This window comes from Emticicia soli, from assembly GCF_037860775.1.
GTDB lineage: Bacteria > Bacteroidota > Bacteroidia > Cytophagales > Spirosomataceae > Emticicia > Emticicia soli.
In genome coordinates, this window is sequence record NZ_JBBEWC010000004.1 from 155253 (window position 1) to 172739 (window position 17487).

Annotated in this window: 14 protein-coding genes; 10 read left to right on the top strand and 4 right to left on the bottom strand. The window is 38.0% G+C overall.

Annotated elements, in window-relative coordinates:
• The first annotated feature begins 43 nt into the window (after nucleotides 1–43).
• The 3 genes from WAE64_RS06440 (at nucleotide 44) to WAE64_RS06450 (ending at nucleotide 2957) form a co-directional block, all read left to right on the top strand.
• The gene (locus WAE64_RS06440; protein WP_340235426.1) at nucleotides 44–628 is read left to right on the top strand and encodes a Crp/Fnr family transcriptional regulator; all 585 of its coding nucleotides are present in this window, start codon (nucleotides 44–46) and stop codon (nucleotides 626–628) included.
• A gap of 62 nt (nucleotides 629–690) precedes the next feature.
• Nucleotides 691–1206 (top strand): DinB family protein, encoded by a 516-nt coding sequence (locus tag WAE64_RS06445; RefSeq protein ID WP_340235427.1) that lies wholly within the window; start codon nucleotides 691–693, stop codon nucleotides 1204–1206.
• A 110-nt stretch (nucleotides 1207–1316) separates the two neighbouring features.
• The gene (locus WAE64_RS06450; protein ID WP_340235428.1) at nucleotides 1317–2957 is read left to right on the top strand and encodes an outer membrane protein assembly factor BamB family protein; all 1641 of its coding nucleotides are present in this window, start codon (nucleotides 1317–1319) and stop codon (nucleotides 2955–2957) included.
• A 25-nt stretch (nucleotides 2958–2982) separates the two neighbouring features.
• On the opposite strand, the gene WAE64_RS06455 is transcribed toward WAE64_RS06450, so the two are convergent.
• Nucleotides 2983–4209, bottom strand: coding sequence for a hypothetical protein (locus WAE64_RS06455; protein ID WP_340235429.1), 1227 nt, complete (start codon nucleotides 4207–4209; stop codon nucleotides 2983–2985).
• A gap of 121 nt (nucleotides 4210–4330) precedes the next feature.
• Here WAE64_RS06455 and WAE64_RS06460 point away from each other — a divergent pair, with 121 nt between their 5' ends.
• The gene (locus WAE64_RS06460; protein WP_340235430.1) at nucleotides 4331–4849 is read left to right on the top strand and encodes a DUF4385 domain-containing protein; all 519 of its coding nucleotides are present in this window, start codon (nucleotides 4331–4333) and stop codon (nucleotides 4847–4849) included.
• A 79-nt stretch (nucleotides 4850–4928) separates the two neighbouring features.
• On the opposite strand, the gene WAE64_RS06465 is transcribed toward WAE64_RS06460, so the two are convergent.
• The 3 genes from WAE64_RS06465 to WAE64_RS06475 form a co-directional block, all read right to left on the bottom strand.
• Nucleotides 4929–7400, bottom strand: a complete 2472-nt coding sequence (locus tag WAE64_RS06465) for a ribonucleoside-diphosphate reductase subunit alpha (RefSeq protein ID WP_340235431.1) — start codon at nucleotides 7398–7400, stop codon at nucleotides 4929–4931.
• Between the two features lie 507 nt (nucleotides 7401–7907).
• Nucleotides 7908–8579, bottom strand: coding sequence for a thiamine diphosphokinase (locus WAE64_RS06470; RefSeq protein ID WP_340235432.1), 672 nt, complete (start codon nucleotides 8577–8579; stop codon nucleotides 7908–7910).
• A 134-nt stretch (nucleotides 8580–8713) separates the two neighbouring features.
• Complete coding sequence (locus WAE64_RS06475; protein WP_340235433.1) at nucleotides 8714–9307, bottom strand: transposase; 594 nt, start codon at nucleotides 9305–9307, stop codon at nucleotides 8714–8716.
• A 117-nt stretch (nucleotides 9308–9424) separates the two neighbouring features.
• Between WAE64_RS06475 and ispE the strand changes: the two genes are divergently transcribed.
• The 6 genes from ispE (at nucleotide 9425) to WAE64_RS06505 (ending at nucleotide 17407) form a co-directional block, all read left to right on the top strand.
• Complete coding sequence (ispE, locus tag WAE64_RS06480; RefSeq protein ID WP_340235434.1) at nucleotides 9425–10243, top strand: 4-(cytidine 5'-diphospho)-2-C-methyl-D-erythritol kinase; 819 nt, start codon at nucleotides 9425–9427, stop codon at nucleotides 10241–10243.
• 14 nt (nucleotides 10244–10257) lie between these two features.
• Complete coding sequence (locus WAE64_RS06485; protein ID WP_340235435.1) at nucleotides 10258–10866, top strand: cytochrome c oxidase subunit 3; 609 nt, start codon at nucleotides 10258–10260, stop codon at nucleotides 10864–10866.
• Complete coding sequence (gene recO, locus WAE64_RS06490; RefSeq protein ID WP_340235436.1) at nucleotides 10835–11524, top strand: DNA repair protein RecO; 690 nt, start codon at nucleotides 10835–10837, stop codon at nucleotides 11522–11524. The genes WAE64_RS06485 and recO overlap by 32 nt, the downstream gene beginning before the upstream one ends.
• Nucleotides 11525–11631: 107 nt before the next feature.
• Nucleotides 11632–15846 carry a 3-coathanger stack domain-containing protein gene (locus WAE64_RS06495; RefSeq protein ID WP_340235437.1) on the top strand — a complete coding sequence of 1405 codons (4215 nt, stop codon included), beginning with the start codon at nucleotides 11632–11634 and terminating at the stop codon, nucleotides 15844–15846.
• Nucleotides 15847–15963: 117 nt separating this feature from the next.
• Nucleotides 15964–16209 (top strand): type B 50S ribosomal protein L31, encoded by a 246-nt coding sequence (locus WAE64_RS06500; RefSeq protein WP_340235438.1) that lies wholly within the window; start codon nucleotides 15964–15966, stop codon nucleotides 16207–16209.
• Nucleotides 16210–16339: 130 nt separating this feature from the next.
• Entirely contained in the window at nucleotides 16340–17407 is a 1068-nt protein-coding gene (locus WAE64_RS06505) for a helix-turn-helix domain-containing protein (protein ID WP_340235440.1), read from the top strand.
• Nucleotides 17408–17487: the final 80 nt, after the last annotated feature.

Genomic DNA, 17487 nt, shown 5'->3' on the forward strand with positions numbered 1-17487 from the left:
CAATGTGTATTACTTACTTTTGAAAAGATTAACGCTGAATAGATTGGAAAAACTCAAAGAACAAATCTGTAAAATTTTTGACATAAGTCAGGAAGAGGCGAGCATATTTCTGGCTGAATTCAAGAAGAAAGAAGTAAAGAAAAACGAAATCTTTATTGCAGAAGGTGAGATATGCCATGTTGTGGGTTTGATAGAACAAGGCTTAATGGTATGTGTATATAACAAAGATGGCGAAGAAATAATAGACGAATTTGGCTTTGAAAATGGCTTTATCACTAATTATTATAGTTTCTTGACCCAAACGCCCTCACTCAAAGAAATCAGAGCGCTTGAAGATAGTATGATACACATCATAAGCCGCCAAAGCCTTGAAGTACTGGGAAGCCAACACCCATTTATCGAGCGCATGAGCAGAATTATGAACGAAAAGCTATTTCTACGAGCCCACGAGCGAATAAAATCTTTATTACTAGAATCGGCGCAAGAGCGCTACGAAAAACTGATTGCCCAACGGCAAGACCTCGCCAGGCGTATTCCGCAATACATGATTGCTTCTTATCTACATGTAAAGCCTGAAACCATCAGCCGAATCAGGAAAAAAATGAGCAATACTACTTTATTGACCTAGGTCAATGCACATAGTTCTGATATTGTATAAGTTTGTAGAACACTAAACATACATACAGAATTATGAATGAACTTGATTTATTGGTAAAGCAAACCGAAAGTGCTTACAATTGGGTAAATAAACTTATCGACAATATTACTGATGAACAATGGGATATTATTCCTGACGGTGTAGATTCAAATGTAAGTTGGCAGGTGGGACATTTGGTAATCAGCTATTATTATCACTCCGTAATGGTAACTGTCGGGCATCAGATGGATATACTACAACAAATTCCGATGAAAGATTATTCAGCACTTTTTCATAATACTTCTGCCCATCAATGTGTCGGAAAAACAAAACCTCAAGAGCTGAGAAATCATTTAAAACTCATAGCACAAAAGTCAATCAGTACTATACAAGCCCTAAGCATCGAAGACCTCGAAAAGCCCTTAGTTCCTACACCAATGCCCCACCCTATTGCCAAAACCAAATTTGAAGCCATAGACTGGAATATCAAACACACCATGTGGCACTGCGGCCAACTAGGTATTCTGAAACGCATTGTGCATGAAAGGTATGATTTTGGGTTGAGGTAGGGTATAGTTAAACTTTTATTGATAGATAACACTAATCTTAGTTTTAAATCAGTTATTTTGCTTTCAGTTTATGCTCATTAACCTAACTAAGTTTAGCTGTACTAATCAAAATGAAATTTTTAAGCCTTTCTTTAATCGCTTTTCTTATTATTTGCTTTACTCAAAGTTGTTTTAATAAAGAGAAAAATTTAAAACCTCAAGACCCTAAAGCTAATTTTGATTTCAAAATTGGCAAAAATGGCGAAGTACAATTTACAAATGCTTCTACCGATGCTATAAATTTCTTTTGGGACTTTGGTAATGGAGAAACTTCTACTGAAGAAAATCCTAAATATATTTATAAAGAGAATGGGAGCTATACTGTAAAGTTATTTGCTCAAAATGCCGAAAAAAAAGACTCACTTAAAAAGACTGTAGTAATAAGCGATGTTCTCGAACCTAAGGCTATTTTTGATTTCAAAATTGGCAAAAACGGTGAAGTTCAGTTTACAAATACTTCTACCGATGCTACAAATTTCTCTTGGGACTTTGGCAATGGAGAAACTTCTACAGAAAAAAGCCCTAGTTATATTTATAAGCAGAATGGGAGCTATGCTGTAAAGTTATTTGCTCAAAATGCCGAAAAAAGAGACTCACTTGAAAAGACTGTAGTGATAAGCGATATTCCCGTAGAAGCTTACGTATTTGTATGCGAAGACCAAGGTACTTGTTATCTATTGGATGCGGCATCAGGAAAAAAAATCTGGGACTACAAATTCTATCCTTATATAGGTTCTTCCCCTACTTTTGACAAAGGACAATTGTTTATAACAACTACAGGCAATTCTCGTGAAACCGCTGGAATAATTAGCCTAAATCTTGAGAAAGGCACTAAAAATTGGGAGTTTATAACATATAAAAGTATTATATCTTCTCCTATGGTTGTGAATGATAAAATATACTTTATATCGTATGATTGGATCGAGGATGGTATCTTATACTGTTTAGATACCAAAGATGGAAAAGTAATATGGGAGCTTAGTTCTAAGACATTTATGGATTCTTCTCCCACGGTTTACAATGGAATGGTATTCATTGTTACTGGAACAGGCTTACAGATAATTGATGCAGAAAGGGGCACTCTAATAAAAAATGCCCGAATACAAAACGAGGTATTTTCTAATGGTAAATTTAGAAAACCACAAGGATTCCATTTAGCACATTCTTCTCCTGCTATACACAATGGTATTTGTTATTATACATTTAACAATGTTCTTTTTTCATACAATTTAACTAGTGGTGAAAGGAATATATCTAATCTGAATTATACAGGTTTTTCGTCGCCAACAATTGATAGTGGATTACTTTATATTCATAATGACCGTAAATTACTGGCAATCAATTTAAGTAATTTTACAGAAAAATGGAGTTTTGGCGACTCTGATAATATAATAGATACTTCTGATTCTCCGTTTATCGCAGACAAAACTGTTTATTCAGTCGGTAGCGGTAATCTATATGCTATTGATGCCCAAAGCGGTTCAAAAAAATGGCACTACAATACTAGCAACTTTGGTGGTGCGATTAATTGCTATCAATCTACTGTATATGTAAATTCAACTAAAACCCTGTTTGCATTAGATACCAATACAGGCAAACAAAAATGGAGTTTTCCTTTAAATAGTATAGGCCTGGGCCGGTCTTCAACGCCCTTAATTATCAACAATAAAGGTGAAGTTTTTCATGGTACTATAAGTGGCGCCAAAAATTAACTTTCCAAATGTGGTTTCTGTTTTGTTACTTAGCTTTTTTAGCAGTAGTATACAACAAATATGTAAGGCTAAACTGAAAGTTTATTCTTTCATATATGATTCTATCTACCCCATCTTGCTTATAAACGGTTATACCTTCGCTATTCTTTTGCGGCATGAATTTAAAACGAGCCGACGCAAGTAGATTATTCCATTTAATCCCTCCTTCACCAACTAAAAAAATGCTTATTGGGGGACCATATACTTGTATTCCAGAATTAAAGGTAGGGATATGCTTAATATGAATACCACCTCCTACAAAAGGCTTAATTTTAGACCTAATATTAAACTGATGCCTCATAAGTGGAACAAAATTCAGATAATTAATACTAGTCGAATAGTTTAGAGCCTCAATTTTTACATTTTCTCTATTAAAGAAAGTTTCAAATACAAAACTAGTCCGGTTAAGATTTCTTTTAGTAAAAAAGGAGACACTTAAACCAAATAACATATTCGGAACAATTGTTTTTGAAGAGAAATAGGTAGTATATACCCCATGAGCAACGAGGTTTCTATCAGAACTTATACCCGCCATTACACCTACCGCAAAAATACCTTTATCTTCTTTTTTTTTCACATAACAGGTGTAATTACAACCAATACACTCGCTAAACTCAATAAATTTGTCTGTCATTGTACGAATCTCATAAGTCAGATTATTGGTTTTTATTGTCTTAGCGCAATTATTAAATAAGAGTTCTAACTGCTTTTGATACAATTTATTATTAAACTCAAATACTTTCCCATTTCTTTCCTCCAAAAAACTATGATTGATTAATTCAGTAATCTTTTCACCCTCTTTGTAAAAGAAATGCTGTTTATTTGTATCATCATTTAAATATAAGAGGGTATAATCTGCTTTTAGCAAAACTAAAAACGCTAATATGACGTCTTTTTTAACAATCAGATTACGGTCTTTAAGTAATGCATTTGTAGTAAATGGTGTTATATCTAAGTCTGTTTTTGCAACCAGATAATTCTCTTTCCCAGTTATCCCAAAAGAGCTTAATTCTGCAATCTCATACGATTGCTCACTATTATTGACATCTTTAAAATTGATTCTTGTAGGGTTACTTATCCAGTCCTGGTCGTCAATTCTTCCTTTTAATGTATCAGTTTGGTTTTTTAGAATAATAAATCCATCAACATAGTTTTTTTGAGAAAAAGCAGAGACAGAAATAAAAACAAAAAGTATTGTTTTTAGGAGTTTCATAGAGCGTATCTAAAGATTTTAAACTGTTTGTCAACAGCAGCGTTTAATAATACGTATTGGGCTTCAATTTAGTAAAAATTTGAATCATGAAACCACACCAATTAATAAAAGATTTTTAGCCATGAATAAATTCAACTACAACTTAGATTTTAAAAACACAGACTTTCGGCTGCACCCGGAGCTTTACCGCATTGGTGTTGGCGAACAAGGCGTATTGTTGGTTGAGCCATATAAATCTGAATTGCTGCCGCTATGGCGGTTTAAAACTGTTGAAATAGCCCGAGAATCAAGCAAGGCTATTTATGAGCAATTTGAGAAATACCTGAAAGAAAAAGATTTTGTAGGGGCCGATATGGCTCGTAAATACCTGCAAATGGGTTTTACCCGTGCCCGTCGCTATGCCAACCATGCCAGCGGACAAAAGTATGCCCAAGAACAGCCAAGAGAAGAAGCTGTTGAATACCCATACTCGAGTGGAAGCAAGTTTAAAGACAACCCCATATTGCCACAAGAAACCGATGCCCTGACCAACGAAAAAGCTCAGGCAGCACAGGTATTTAAAGAACTTTGGTTTAAAGCCAAAGACAATGCCGAATATAAGGCTTTAAAGAAGTGGTTTCGGGATACGTATTATAAATGAGGCATCATAACAAAGCAAAAACCACCTCAAATGAGGTGGTTTTTCGTGAAAGATTAAGAAAGAAAGAAAGTCGGAATCCCTATGAGCCACACATCTCGCAACCCTCAGGGTCGTCGAGTGAGCATTGCATAGCAGCATATTGATATTCATCATCACTATTAAAAGTTGCGGCAGCTGATGCTTTTGCCGTTTGTTCTTCGGCATATTTAGCATAATCTAATGGTTTTTCCTCAACGGTTGTAACAGCCGGTACTACTTCTGCAATTGCTTGTCTGTCTACCGTGAACTTCACAGCGTCAGAAGCAGCTTTGGTGCGTAGGTAATACATACCTGTTTTCAGACCTGCTTTCCATGCATAGAAGTGCATAGAAGTAAGTTTACCGAAATTAGCATTTTCCATAAAGATATTTAACGACTGACTCTGGCAGATAAATGCACCACGGTCGGCTGCTAAATCAATAATGGTTTTTTGCTTGATTTCCCACGCTGTTTTATAGATATCTTTCAGATTCTGTGGGATTTCAGGTATGCCTTGTACCGAGCCATTTGCAGCAATCAACTTGTTTTTCATGGTATCGTTCCAAAGACCAATTTTTACCAAGTCTTTCAACAAATGTTTGTTTACCACTACAAACTCACCTGACAATACACGACGAGTATAGATGTTTGAAGTATAAGGCTCAAAACATTCGTTGTTGCCTAATATCTGGCTAGTTGAGGCTGTTGGCATAGGAGCCACCAAAAGTGAGTTGCGCACACCATTTTGCTTCACTTTCTCACGAAGCTCTTCCCAGTTCCAACGGTTTGAGTCAGGCGTTACACCCCACATGTCGAACTGGAAGATACCTTGCGAAATAGGAGATCCCTCCCATGTAGCATAGGGTCCTTCTTTTACTGCCAATTCCATCGATGCTTCCATTGCAGCAAAGTAGATGGTCTCAAAAATATCTTTGTTTAATCGACGGGCTTCGTCTGATTCAAAAGGCATTCTTAAGATAATCAACGCATCGGCCAAGCCTTGAACCCCTAAACCAATAGGGCGGTGGCGAAGATTGCTTTTCTCTGCTTCAGGAACAGGATAGTAATTGACATCAATCACTTTATTCAGGTTACGGGTAATAACCTTCGTAACTTCATACAATCTCTGATGGTCAAATTTCAAAAAGCCGGTTTTGGCATCTTTTACAATGTATTTTGGCAATGCAATTGATGCAAGATTACAAACGGCTACTTCGTCTGGTGCTGTGTATTCGATAATCTCGGTACACAGGTTCGAAGATTTGATTGTGCCTAGGTTTTTCTGGTTCGATTTCTGGTTGGCCGCATCTTTGTATAACATGTACGGTGTACCTGTTTCTACCTGCGACTCCATCACTGCAAACCAAAGGTCCTGCGCTTTAATTGTTTTACGAGCCTTACCTTCTGACTCATATTTTTGGTATAATCTTTCAAATTCCTCTCCGTAACACTCTGACAAACCCGGAGCTTCGTTAGGGCAGAACAACGACCATGTATCGTTGGCCTCAACGCGTTTCATAAATAAGTCAGAAATCCAGAGAGCGTAAAATAAATCTCGAGCACGTAGTTCTTCCTTTCCGTGATTTTTCTTTAAATCTAAAAACTCAAATATATCGGCATGCCATGGTTCAATATATATAGCAAATGAGCCTTTGCGTTTTCCGCCGCCTTGGTCAACATAACGGGCAGTATCGTTGAAAACACGAAGCATCGGCACAATACCATTAGAAGTACCATTAGTACCCTTAATGTAAGAACCTGTTGCACGCACATTGTGGATAGCTAAACCTATACCACCTGCTGATTGTGAAATTTGCGCTGTTTGACGTAAGGTATCATAGATACCGGTAATGCTGTCGTCTTTCATCGTCAATAAGAAGCACGACGAAAGCTGTGGTTTTGGCGTACCTGCATTAAATAATGTAGGTGTAGCGTGCGTAAACCAACGTTCCGAAAGCAATTCGTAAGTTTCAAGTACACGGTCAATATCATCGCCATGAATACCCACTGCTACACGCATAAGCATGTGTTGCGGGCGTTCAACGATTTTACCGTTTAGCTTTAGTAAATACGATTTTTCTAAGGTTTTGTAACCAAAATAATCATAACCAAAGTCTCTGTCATAAATAATTGCAGAATCTAGCGTTGCCGCATGTTTCTGAATCACTTTCCAGGTTTCTTTTGCAATCAATGATGCATTCTGGCTGGTTTTCGGGTCAACATACTGATACAACATCTTCATTGTACCCGAAAAAGACTTCAAAGTGTTTTTGTGAAGATTAGAGATAGCAATCCGAGCCGCTAAAATAGCGTAATCAGGGTGCTTGGTGGTCATCGAAGCGGCGGTTTCCGCAGCAAGATTATCTAATTCCGAAGTACTCACTCCATCATAAATTCCTGCTACAACTTTCATGGCTACTTCAACGGGTTGGACAAATGCCGGCTCTAGGCCATAGCACAATCGCTCAATACGAGCAGTAATTTTGTCGAACTTTACCGACTCGCGGCGTCCGTCTCGTTTGATTACATACATAAGGCAGTCTCAGTAAGGGGTTTGGATTCGAAAAATATTCTTATAGACCAAGCACGTATGGTCTGGACACGCAAAAAATACAGCAACATTGAATTTATAATTATTGTGACCGCCATTACTTTTTGGGTTTAAATTATTTTGGGTTACAAGCAGTCAACTCTGCTAGTCATATAAATTTTTACGCACTGGTTTATCACTAAATCAGTATGTAAAATTAACAATTTCTAAAGGCTTGAAAAAACCGCACTTCTATACCATTTTAGCAACAGTAAAAAAGTCTAATATTAAGAAAATGTTAAGACCTAATAATCAGTCAGTTAGTTTTTAAGGAAGGTAGAAAAAATCAAATTAAAAAGTTATCCACAAGCTTGTGCACACTTTTTAGATTTTTTCTTAGTAAAGAATTACGTAGTGATTAGGTTGGGTTTTCATTAACAAATGTAAATATTTAATTTTCAGAAAAAAAAATTATTTCTGAAAAAGTTATCCACATTGAAAAATCACCCATTAATCATGGCATTCCATCACTAAAAGGTCTCCTTTTTCATAAGAAACACTTACAATCCCGTCGCTGGCAGCCTCATTACTGCTTCCGGTTCTATAGCCGAGCTTAAGTTCCTCATTATCAAGCTTGTACAACAGATTCCCCGTTCGTATACCCGTAACAGTACCAACAGGTATCAAAGAAATGGGTGAGCCCTTAGCAAACCACTTCTCAAAGACATTTGGAGTAGGTAATAAAGGATATATTACTGAATAATCGTCGATTAAGACGATACGAAGTTTACTTTTGTAACGTATGATACTGGTCATGTTGGTGATAGAGTGGTCGGCTCTGCGGCCCGTTGCCCATACCACATTAACTGCAGGGAAGCCCCGAGTTATCAACATTTCAAAAGCCTTCTCAAGGTCTGTTTTTTCCTGGTCTGGGGTATGAATAATCTCGATAGGATACTGGCTTTTCTCTATCTCTGTTAAGTCAATGTTAACATCAAAATCGCCTAAAAGTACATCAACTTTTATGCCGAGCTCCATTACACGATAGATAGCCTGGTCTAAAACAACAACGAAAGGACTCCACTCCAGCAGTTGCCCCAACAACTCGAAACTACATGCCTCACCATTGGCAATAATCAATGCAGGTTCTTGTTTTTCTCTTACAATATGATGAGATGACATTCAAACAAAGGTAAAATTTTTACGTTGAGGTAAATAATAAACCTCAGAACAAGAACAGAAGTTCTCAATAGCAACGAATATTTTTTAAATACTTTTGGGTGCTTTGTTAACCTACTGGCCACTAAGGGCTAAGGCTATTTCAGGTCTGCAAGTTTTCTTAAATCGATGTCATCAAGAGTAGCTTTGATTTTACTCATATCAACATTAGTACCTTTTATGCTAACCACAAAGCGGCTGGCTATAAGCACTGCCATTTCACTTTCTTTTGTTTGGGCATCATATTTTTCAAATGCCTTATGGTCTTTGTATGTAGTTGTTTTTTCGTAGCCCGTCTCTGACTCCGTGTTAATATTAAGCATTGACCAAGCTGCCATACCCATAATACCACCGGTACCTGCTACATCTGCTATATTTACCTCTATAGAGTTATCTCCTTCAAAGTATTTCCCCTCAGCCGTTGCTACCTGAAAACCCATAGCACCTGTTTTCTCGCCTGATACTTTTTCTCTGGGCAGGCCATTGGCATCAGCAGGTAATAGCTCTTGTAATAATTTTGGGTCTACTACGTCTTTGGGCTCTTCATTCGCTAGTTTTTCGGCCTCTTCAGTAATATTCTGTACTATATCTTCGGCTGTTTCAGGTGCTTTTGTTTCTTCTTTATTACCTCCACAATTAAACATTAAAAAACTGGTAGCCAACAAAATAAATATGTATTTGAGTGTTTGCATGGTATTGGTATCTGAAATAATAAAACATGAATATAGATAGGTACTTCTTTAAAAACAAAAAATGAATTACTATATGTTAACTAAACCTATTACATTTGGTTTTTTATTGCTCAATCAATGCTTACTTTCCCAAACGCCAAAATAAACCTTGGGCTCAACATTGTTGAGAAACGCCCCGATGGATTTCACAACATTGAATCAGTTTTTTATCCTGTCAATTGGTGCGATGCGCTCGAAATAGTCCCCGCTGCGCAGTTTCAGTTTCAGAGTTCTGGTCTGGCTATTCCGGGCGATGAAAAAAACAATCTGTGTATTAAGGCTTTTCAGCTAATACGCACCAAAAACCCTAAAATGGCAGATAAAGCGGCACATTTTCATTTGCACAAAGTGATACCTATGGGTGCAGGGCTAGGTGGCGGCTCAGCCGATGGTGCTTTTGCCCTAAAAATACTCAATGAAATCTTTGAGTTGGGTCTTAATACAAATGAGCTACAAAACTATGCCCGCCTATTAGGCTCTGACTGTGCATTTTTTATCGAAAATCGTCCGGTATTTTGTTACAATAAAGGCGATGAATTTGAAGAATTTTCGTTAAATTTAAAAGGCAGATTCATCGTACTGGTTAATCCTGCCATTCATATATCAACAGCCGAAGCTTATGCCGGAGTAAAACCCCAAAAAGCGGCAATTCCGCTGAAAGAAGCATTATTATTACCATTAAATAAATGGGAGGGTATTGTGAAAAACGATTTTGAACAAAATTTGTTATGGAAGTATCCGACCATTGCAGAGACCAAAAAAGTGTTATATGAGCAAGGAGCACTATATGCTTCTATGACAGGCTCGGGTTCTACTGTGTATGGCATTTTTGAGACAGAAAAAGACTTAAAAGCACAATTTCCGGACTTTGCGCTATGGCAAGGTTATTTTAACTAATACCACCAAAGAGAATGTTGAAACAACTTACAAAACGCCGTGAACCTCTTTCATTTATGCTTTATCTGGGCATTCTGGGGAGTAGTCTGCTGTTTTTTTTCATCATTCTGGTTTTTGTTAAAAAAGAGTTTAGTAATCAACAAATTACACTAAAAATACCCGGCGTATTCTGGGCTAGTACCTGGATAATACTTGTAAGCAGCTCTACACTTCATTGGGCCAATAAGGCATTCAGAGAAGAGCGTTTTCGCAGTTATCGGCTCAATATCAGTCTAACGTTAATATTTGGTATTGTTTTTATGATTTTACAGGCACTAGGCTGGCGGCAAATGATTATCAGCGGTATTACTATGAGCAACAATACAGGTGGAATGTTTATTTATATTCTATCTGGCTTGCATCTGATTCATGCGCTTGGTGGCATTATTGCTTTAGGAGTAGCCAACAAAGATGCTTTTCAGCGAATGGAATATGTTGAGTCTTATGTTTATAGTGTAAATCCACCAAATCAATTGAAACTCCGATTGATTAGTATATATTGGCATTTTATTGATGCCTTATGGCTACTTTTGTTTATTTTCTTACTTTATCATGCTTCACAAAACCCGGGGAATAGTAATTAACTATATTCGTTACCGAGAAACGTCTATCATCGCCAAAATCTATACCGAAAAATTTGGGATACAATCATATATAGAAAACGGTGTGCGGAGTAGCAAAGGCAAAAACCGGATTGCGTTGTTTCAGCCGCTTACACTGGTAGATATGGTATTGTACCATGACGACAAAAAAGAGATTCACCGAATCTCGGAAATCAAAGCGGCTTATCCTTTTAAAACGCTTCCTTATGATGTTTATAAATCGAGCATAGCAATGTTTCTTGACGAGGTTCTCAATAAAACCCTAAAAGAAAGCAACGAGAACGCCGTTTTATTCGATTTCCTCTATCATTCTTTTATTTTCTTAGATGAAACTGAGCAGCATTTCGAGAATTTCCATCTTATTTTCTTATTGAAATATGCGTTCTTTCTGGGCTTTTTACCGCGCGATTCTAATGAAATCATGGCGCAACTTCATGAAGCCAATATCATTATCCCATTCGACTCAGGCTATAAAACCTTAATGAATCAACTTATTGCTGCCGATTATCAGACACCTCTCGGCATGAGCAGAGGAGCAAGAAACCATCTACTAGAAGTAATTATTTTATTTTATCAACTGCACATAGAAGATTTTGGTGAGGTAAAATCTCTTCAGGTATTACGGGAAGTACTAAGTTAAGTAATACCTAAGAGTTTTAAGTATCAAAGGAAAAAATACAAATAAAACTGTATTGTTTTCTATTTTTTAAATTTCCAACTTTGTTTTTCTATCAATTTGTCGGTACCATGAAAAAACCTATACTATTTCTTACCCTTTTGCTTAGCCTGTTTATTTTTAACACTCATGCCCAGAAAATTAACTTTACTCCTGCCCCTACAAATCCTAAATTAAAACTAGGCCTGGCACAAATAGCTTCTCTTACCACCAATAATCAACTTGTTGATGTGAGTAGTGTACGAAACTACAACTTGCTTCAATTTAAAGAGCTCAATAAACAAATCATGGTTGATGTAATAGCCACGGCAGACGTAGCAGCTTTGCAAAAAGAGCTTACTGCCTCGGCTATTGAAATAATAAGCTACTCGTCGAAAAGAGTTACCTGTTGGGTAGATGTAGATAAAATCAATGGCCTGATTGAGAACTCAAAAAATATTTCGTGGATACAACCCGTAATTAAGCCACTGAATAACTCCGGCCCTGTTATGACCCAAGGCGATTCAGCACAACGCTCAGGCATAGCCAGACAGCTATCAGGATTAAATGGTGCTGGTGTAAAAATCGGCGTTTTATCTGATAGTTATAATTTATTAGGCGGAGCCACGGCAGGTGTAAACTCAGGAGAGTTGCCAGGTGTAGGCAACCCAGATGGTTTTACAACCCCTGTAACAGTATTGAGTGAATCAATGCAAGGCGGTGGTGATGAAGGCCGGGCCATGATTGAAATTATACACGATGTAGCACCAGGTGCGCAGCTATACTATTATTCTGCCTTTAATGGCGAAGCCGACTTTGCTAATGGTATCAGAGCACTGGCACAAGCAGGATGTAAAATTATTGTTGATGATATTACTTATCTGCTCGAGCCCTTCTTTCAGGATGGCATAATTGCACAGGCGGTCGACGAAGTAACGGCAAATTATGGTGTGTCTTATTATTCATCAGCCGGCAACTCAATCAATAGTTCTTATGAAGCCCCTTTTCAGTTTACTACATTTGAGCCTTTTTTGAATAGCACCGAAACTGCTCATAATTTTGGTACATCGGCCAATCCCCAATACATCTTACCAATCCAGATATCTGGGGGTATGACCATGACTTTGCAATGGGACGACCCTTATTTTAGCACAGGCAATGGCTCGGCAGGTGCTACTGCCGACCTCGACCTTTATATTTTAGTGCAGGTCTCCGGAGGCGGCTATCAGGTGGTTAGCTCAAGTACCGATAGCAACATTGGCGGAGACCCGGCTGAAATACTGCAGGTTTATGGCTCTGGCCCTGCCTATGTTCTTATTACTAAAAAAGCAGGTACTAATCCTCGTAATATAAAATTTATAGGGTTTCGTGGTTTAAGCTGGTCTAACACCCCATCTGATATTGTGGGTATTAAAGCATCAACCATTATTGGCCATCATAATGCTACACACACAATAGCCGTAGGAGCAGCCAGTTATGACAAAACTCCGGCGTATGGTGTTACTCCCCCATTGCCTGAGTCTTATACCTCTCGTGGAGGCACACCTATCTACCGTTCTATCTCCGGCACTTTGCTTCCAACGCCAGTTGTCAGACAAAAACCAGAAATAGTTGCACCTGACAATGCAAACACCTCATTTTTTATTGCCGGGTATGATTATGAAAATGATGGCAAACCTAATTTCAATGGTACTTCTGCGGCTGCTCCGCATGCAGCAGCAGTTGCCGCATTAATGCTACAAGGCAACCCGGGCCTAAGTCCAAATGCTATCAAAACGGCTCTTATTAACTCGTGTGTAGATATGGATGACCCCTCAACTCCCACTTTCGACACAGGTTTTGATTATGCTACCGGAAACGGGCTCATAAGAGCTGATGCAGCGGTTTTAAGCACGCTGAACCCAAACTGCCCAACTGCTAGTGTTAGTATAACACGACCAACTACTTTCTGTGAAGGTGACTCGGTAATATTTGATGCCAACAGCGCCTTAGGTTATACGTTTCAATGGAAACGAAACAATACCGATTTGCCAGGGCAAACACAGGCACGCTTCATAGCTAAAGAATCAGGTTTGTATTCGGTAGCTATTACCAACCTCAACTGTACGCTGGTGTCTTCACCTATAAAAATTACAGGTAAACTAGGCGTTCCTACACCTACTACTGTAAACCGCACCATCAGCCAAGGCACTACAATTACTGCCGGAAATGGACTACAAGCCAGTAGTAATTGCCATCCAATGCAAACTTTTACTTATTCGGGGCCAGTTATTGGCTATGACAACGGTAATAAAAGCGGTTCTGACCCTACAGTAACAATTGCAGGCATGAATGGCAATATTGTGCTTACAAGGGTTTCTATCAGATGGCGCAAAAGAAATGGAGGGACTATCAACGACTGTGGTACAACAGGTGGTAACGCTAACCCTTTCAATAATGAAATATCATTTAAAATTATTGCCCCCAACAATACAACAATAAACCTGCTCAATGCCAGTACTTATTCAGTTTCAGGTACTTATGTTGGTGTGGTTACAACAGTATTTGAAGATGGTAATAGTGCGGTAGGTTCAAGCCCCGCTTCAGGTACATTTAGTCCTGCTCAAAGTTTGTCTATGCTAGATGGCACAAGCCCTAACGGTATCTGGAAGCTAATAGCCAATGATAACGCACCTGCCGACCCTCTATGTGTAGAGAGTTTTTCGGTTACAGTTTATACTACAGGCGCAGGCTCGGCAAGCAGTATTACCTGGTGGGATGCCCCAACAGGTGGCACACAGGTAGGCACAGGCAATGAGTTTATACCAACTAATACCGCAATTGGTACTTATACCTACTATGCCGAAGCTGGTTGTGCAGGCAGTGGATTAAGTTGCCAGACTAGCATCAGAAAACCCGCTACGCTTACTATTGTGCAAGGTTGTGTAACACAAGCCGGGAGCGTAAATACCAGTGCTACTGTATGTGCTGGTAATAACAGCGGTACGCTTACCTTGACTGGACACACAGGTACTATTCTCAGGTGGGAGTCTTCGACCAACGATTTTGCCACTTTTACAACAATTAACAATATCAGTACTACTCTTAGTTATTCTGCATTAACACAAACTACACAGTACAGAGCCATAGTAAAAAATGGTGTATGCAGCGAAGCGGCAGCTACGCCTGCCACTATTACAGTTACGACTATTAACGCCACAGCAAGTAATACAGGCCCTTATAATGTAGGGCAAACCATTCAGTTAAGCGGCTCTGGTGGTAGTACTTACAGTTGGACGGGTCCAAATAGTTTTAGCAGCAGTAATAACCCTGCAAATATTAGCAATGCTACTGTTGGCATGACAGGCACTTATACAGTTACGGTTACACAAGGTACTTGTACTGCTACTGCCACAACTTTTGTATTGGTAAGTAATAATGACCCTTGTAGCAAAGTAGTAGATTTTGATTATGTATTAGCCGGAACACCGTTCGATTATAAATTTCCGTTGGAGAATAATATGGTAATTGCACAGGTTCCTGAAGAAACCTCTATTATACTAAACCCTATTTGTCCGTCGGTTGTTATTGAGAGCTTCAGAATTGTTTTACAAGGTCCTGCTCCTTTCCAGAATGTTGAAACCATAGAAAATGTGCCTATTTATGCACTTTTCAACAATACAGGCAATACGGTGCTGGGCCGCCACTTACCTGTTGGCAACTATACATTAACCGTAACAGGCTACAACCAAAGCAATTTGCAAGGTAATGTAACCTATGGCCCTACGGCTATTAATTTCAGCATTGTTGCCAGCAATGCAGCTATTGCAACGCCTACCTTCAATATTAACTCACTTTGCGCAGGTGGTACAAATACCTTTAATGTCAACTTTGGTACAACAGGCACATTTTTGCCGGGCAATCAGTTCGAAGTTCAATTATCAGATTTATATAGTTCTTTCGATAACCCGGTTGTGATTGGTACTTCAAACAGTGCAGGTAATGTAGCTTGTACTATTCCGGCTAATGTAGTGGCAGGCGGCCAATATAAAATTAGGGTGGTTTCTACAAACCCTACTATTAATGGCAATTCTAATGGTACAACTATTACTATTACATCAAGCGTTTTAAGCCTTGTGAGTCCGGGCGATAACTACAGCGGTGTTACTGTAATTCAGAAGGCCGGAGAAACCATTAACGCAAATAATAAAATATTTGCACCATCAAATGTGAGCTATGAAGCCGGTAATGCAATTATTCTGGGAACAGGTTTTCAGGCTGATAATAACACGGTTTTCAGGGCTGAAATAAAGGCTTGCTATAATTAATTGTAAAAAATAGTTGTTTTTTCTATTAAAATTTGAATATTCTTTTTTTTATGATAAAATATTAATAATTTTGCAACCCGTTTTAGCGATTTTAAGAAGTTCAATACAAATACAGCAATGAAAAAAGATATTCATCCAAATTATAGACCAGTTGTTTTCTGGGATTTGTCGTCAGATTACAAATTTTTAACACGCTCATGTGTTAATACGAAAGAAAGCATCGTTTGGGAAGATGGTCAAGAATACCCTGTTTACAAAGTAGAGGTTAGTTCACAATCACACCCATTCTATACTGGTAAAAATGTATTGCTTGATACAGCCGGTCGTGTTGATAAATTCAACAAACGTTACGGTAAAAAATAATTATCAGATATACGTACAAAAAAGGTCTTTTAGAACATTCTGAAAGACCTTTTTTGTTTAAAAAATAATCTTGAAGCTCCGATTATTTTGAATATTTTTGTGTAAAAGCTATGCTAAAACTTCAAGACTCATGGGTATCAGGCAAGAGTTAATGTTTTTCTTTAGTGGCTTGGGCGCTTTCAATGGTTTGCTTTTAGCTACCTATTTTTTATTCTTCAAAAAGAATCGAAACTTTACCGGATTCCTGCTAGGTCTATTACTATTTTTCCTGAGTGTCAGAATCGGTAAATCGGTATTTTTGGTTTTTAAGCCTGATTTAGACCGCATTTACCTACAAATAGGCCTATCAGCTTGTTTTTTTATTGGCCCTACGCTGTTTTATCTCATAAAATCTATTCGTGAGCATACCGTAGATTTACTTACCTACTGGAAGCGAAATTTTGTTTTTCATCTGGCAATTATTCTTTCTATAGGTGTAATTTTTCCTTATGAAGCATACCCTGCCCCTTGGTACTATGTCATTAGAGGCATTTATCTACAATGGTTTCTGTATATGGTGGCTACAGGATTCGTCATGAAAGATACCATAGTTAAAGCCTATAAGCGACAAGAAAAATTAAACCTCTCTGAGCAGTTTCAATTATTATTATTGGCAGGCAATAGCATCATTGTTATCGGTTATATATTTTTCATGTTCAATATCGTAGAAGGCTCTTATATAAGCGGTCCGCTCTCTTTTACGCTTATTCTATATATCAGTCTCTTGTTTTTGATAAAAAAAGAAAAGATGGATAATCTTTTGTTTGCTCCACAAGACCGATATGCTAACAAAAAAATAGCCGACGAGCAAGCTAATACTTTAGCACATAAACTTGAGCAATTATTAAAAGAGCAGGCATTATATAAAGACCCTGACCTTAAACTGAACGATTTATCGAAAAAACTCAATATTTCAGGGCATCAACTTTCACAATTACTAAACGATAATCTGGGTAAAAGCTTCTCTACTTATATCAACGAATACCGTATCGAAGAAGCCTGCAGAATGATTATCGAGCAGCCTAACCTTACGCTTGAAGCCATCGGCTATGAGGTTGGCTTCAACGCTAAATCTACCTTTTATACAACTTTTAAAAAATTAAAGAATACCACACCTATGCTTTATAAAGAACAAACAGAGAAACAAAAAACCATATAAAAACCTCACTATCAATCAATTATTTTCATACATTTTCTCTACAAAGTTCGGTTTTATAATTCCGAACTCCTGATTTCTAA

Excerpts from the sequence above, each read along its gene's own strand:
- WAE64_RS06455 (WP_340235429.1), bottom strand. The coding sequence starts at position 4,209 with ATGAAACTCCTAAAAACAATACTTTTTGTTTTTATTTCTGTCTCTGCT.
- WAE64_RS06465 (WP_340235431.1), bottom strand. The coding sequence starts at position 7,400 with ATGTATGTAATCAAACGAGACGGACGCCGCGAGTCGGTAAAGTTCGAC.
- WAE64_RS06485 (WP_340235435.1), top strand. The coding sequence starts at position 10,258 with ATGTTGAAACAACTTACAAAACGCCGTGAACCTCTTTCATTTATGCTT.
- ispE (WP_340235434.1), top strand. The coding sequence starts at position 9,425 with ATGCTTACTTTCCCAAACGCCAAAATAAACCTTGGGCTCAACATTGTT.
- WAE64_RS06445 (WP_340235427.1), top strand. The coding sequence starts at position 691 with ATGAATGAACTTGATTTATTGGTAAAGCAAACCGAAAGTGCTTACAAT.
- WAE64_RS06475 (WP_340235433.1), bottom strand. The coding sequence starts at position 9,307 with ATGCAAACACTCAAATACATATTTATTTTGTTGGCTACCAGTTTTTTA.
- recO (WP_340235436.1), top strand. The coding sequence starts at position 10,835 with ATGCTTCACAAAACCCGGGGAATAGTAATTAACTATATTCGTTACCGA.
- WAE64_RS06500 (WP_340235438.1), top strand. The coding sequence starts at position 15,964 with ATGAAAAAAGATATTCATCCAAATTATAGACCAGTTGTTTTCTGGGAT.
- WAE64_RS06450 (WP_340235428.1), top strand. The coding sequence starts at position 1,317 with ATGAAATTTTTAAGCCTTTCTTTAATCGCTTTTCTTATTATTTGCTTT.
- WAE64_RS06460 (WP_340235430.1), top strand. The coding sequence starts at position 4,331 with ATGAATAAATTCAACTACAACTTAGATTTTAAAAACACAGACTTTCGG.
- WAE64_RS06505 (WP_340235440.1), top strand. The coding sequence starts at position 16,340 with ATGGGTATCAGGCAAGAGTTAATGTTTTTCTTTAGTGGCTTGGGCGCT.
- WAE64_RS06470 (WP_340235432.1), bottom strand. The coding sequence starts at position 8,579 with ATGTCATCTCATCATATTGTAAGAGAAAAACAAGAACCTGCATTGATT.
- WAE64_RS06495 (WP_340235437.1), top strand. The coding sequence starts at position 11,632 with ATGAAAAAACCTATACTATTTCTTACCCTTTTGCTTAGCCTGTTTATT.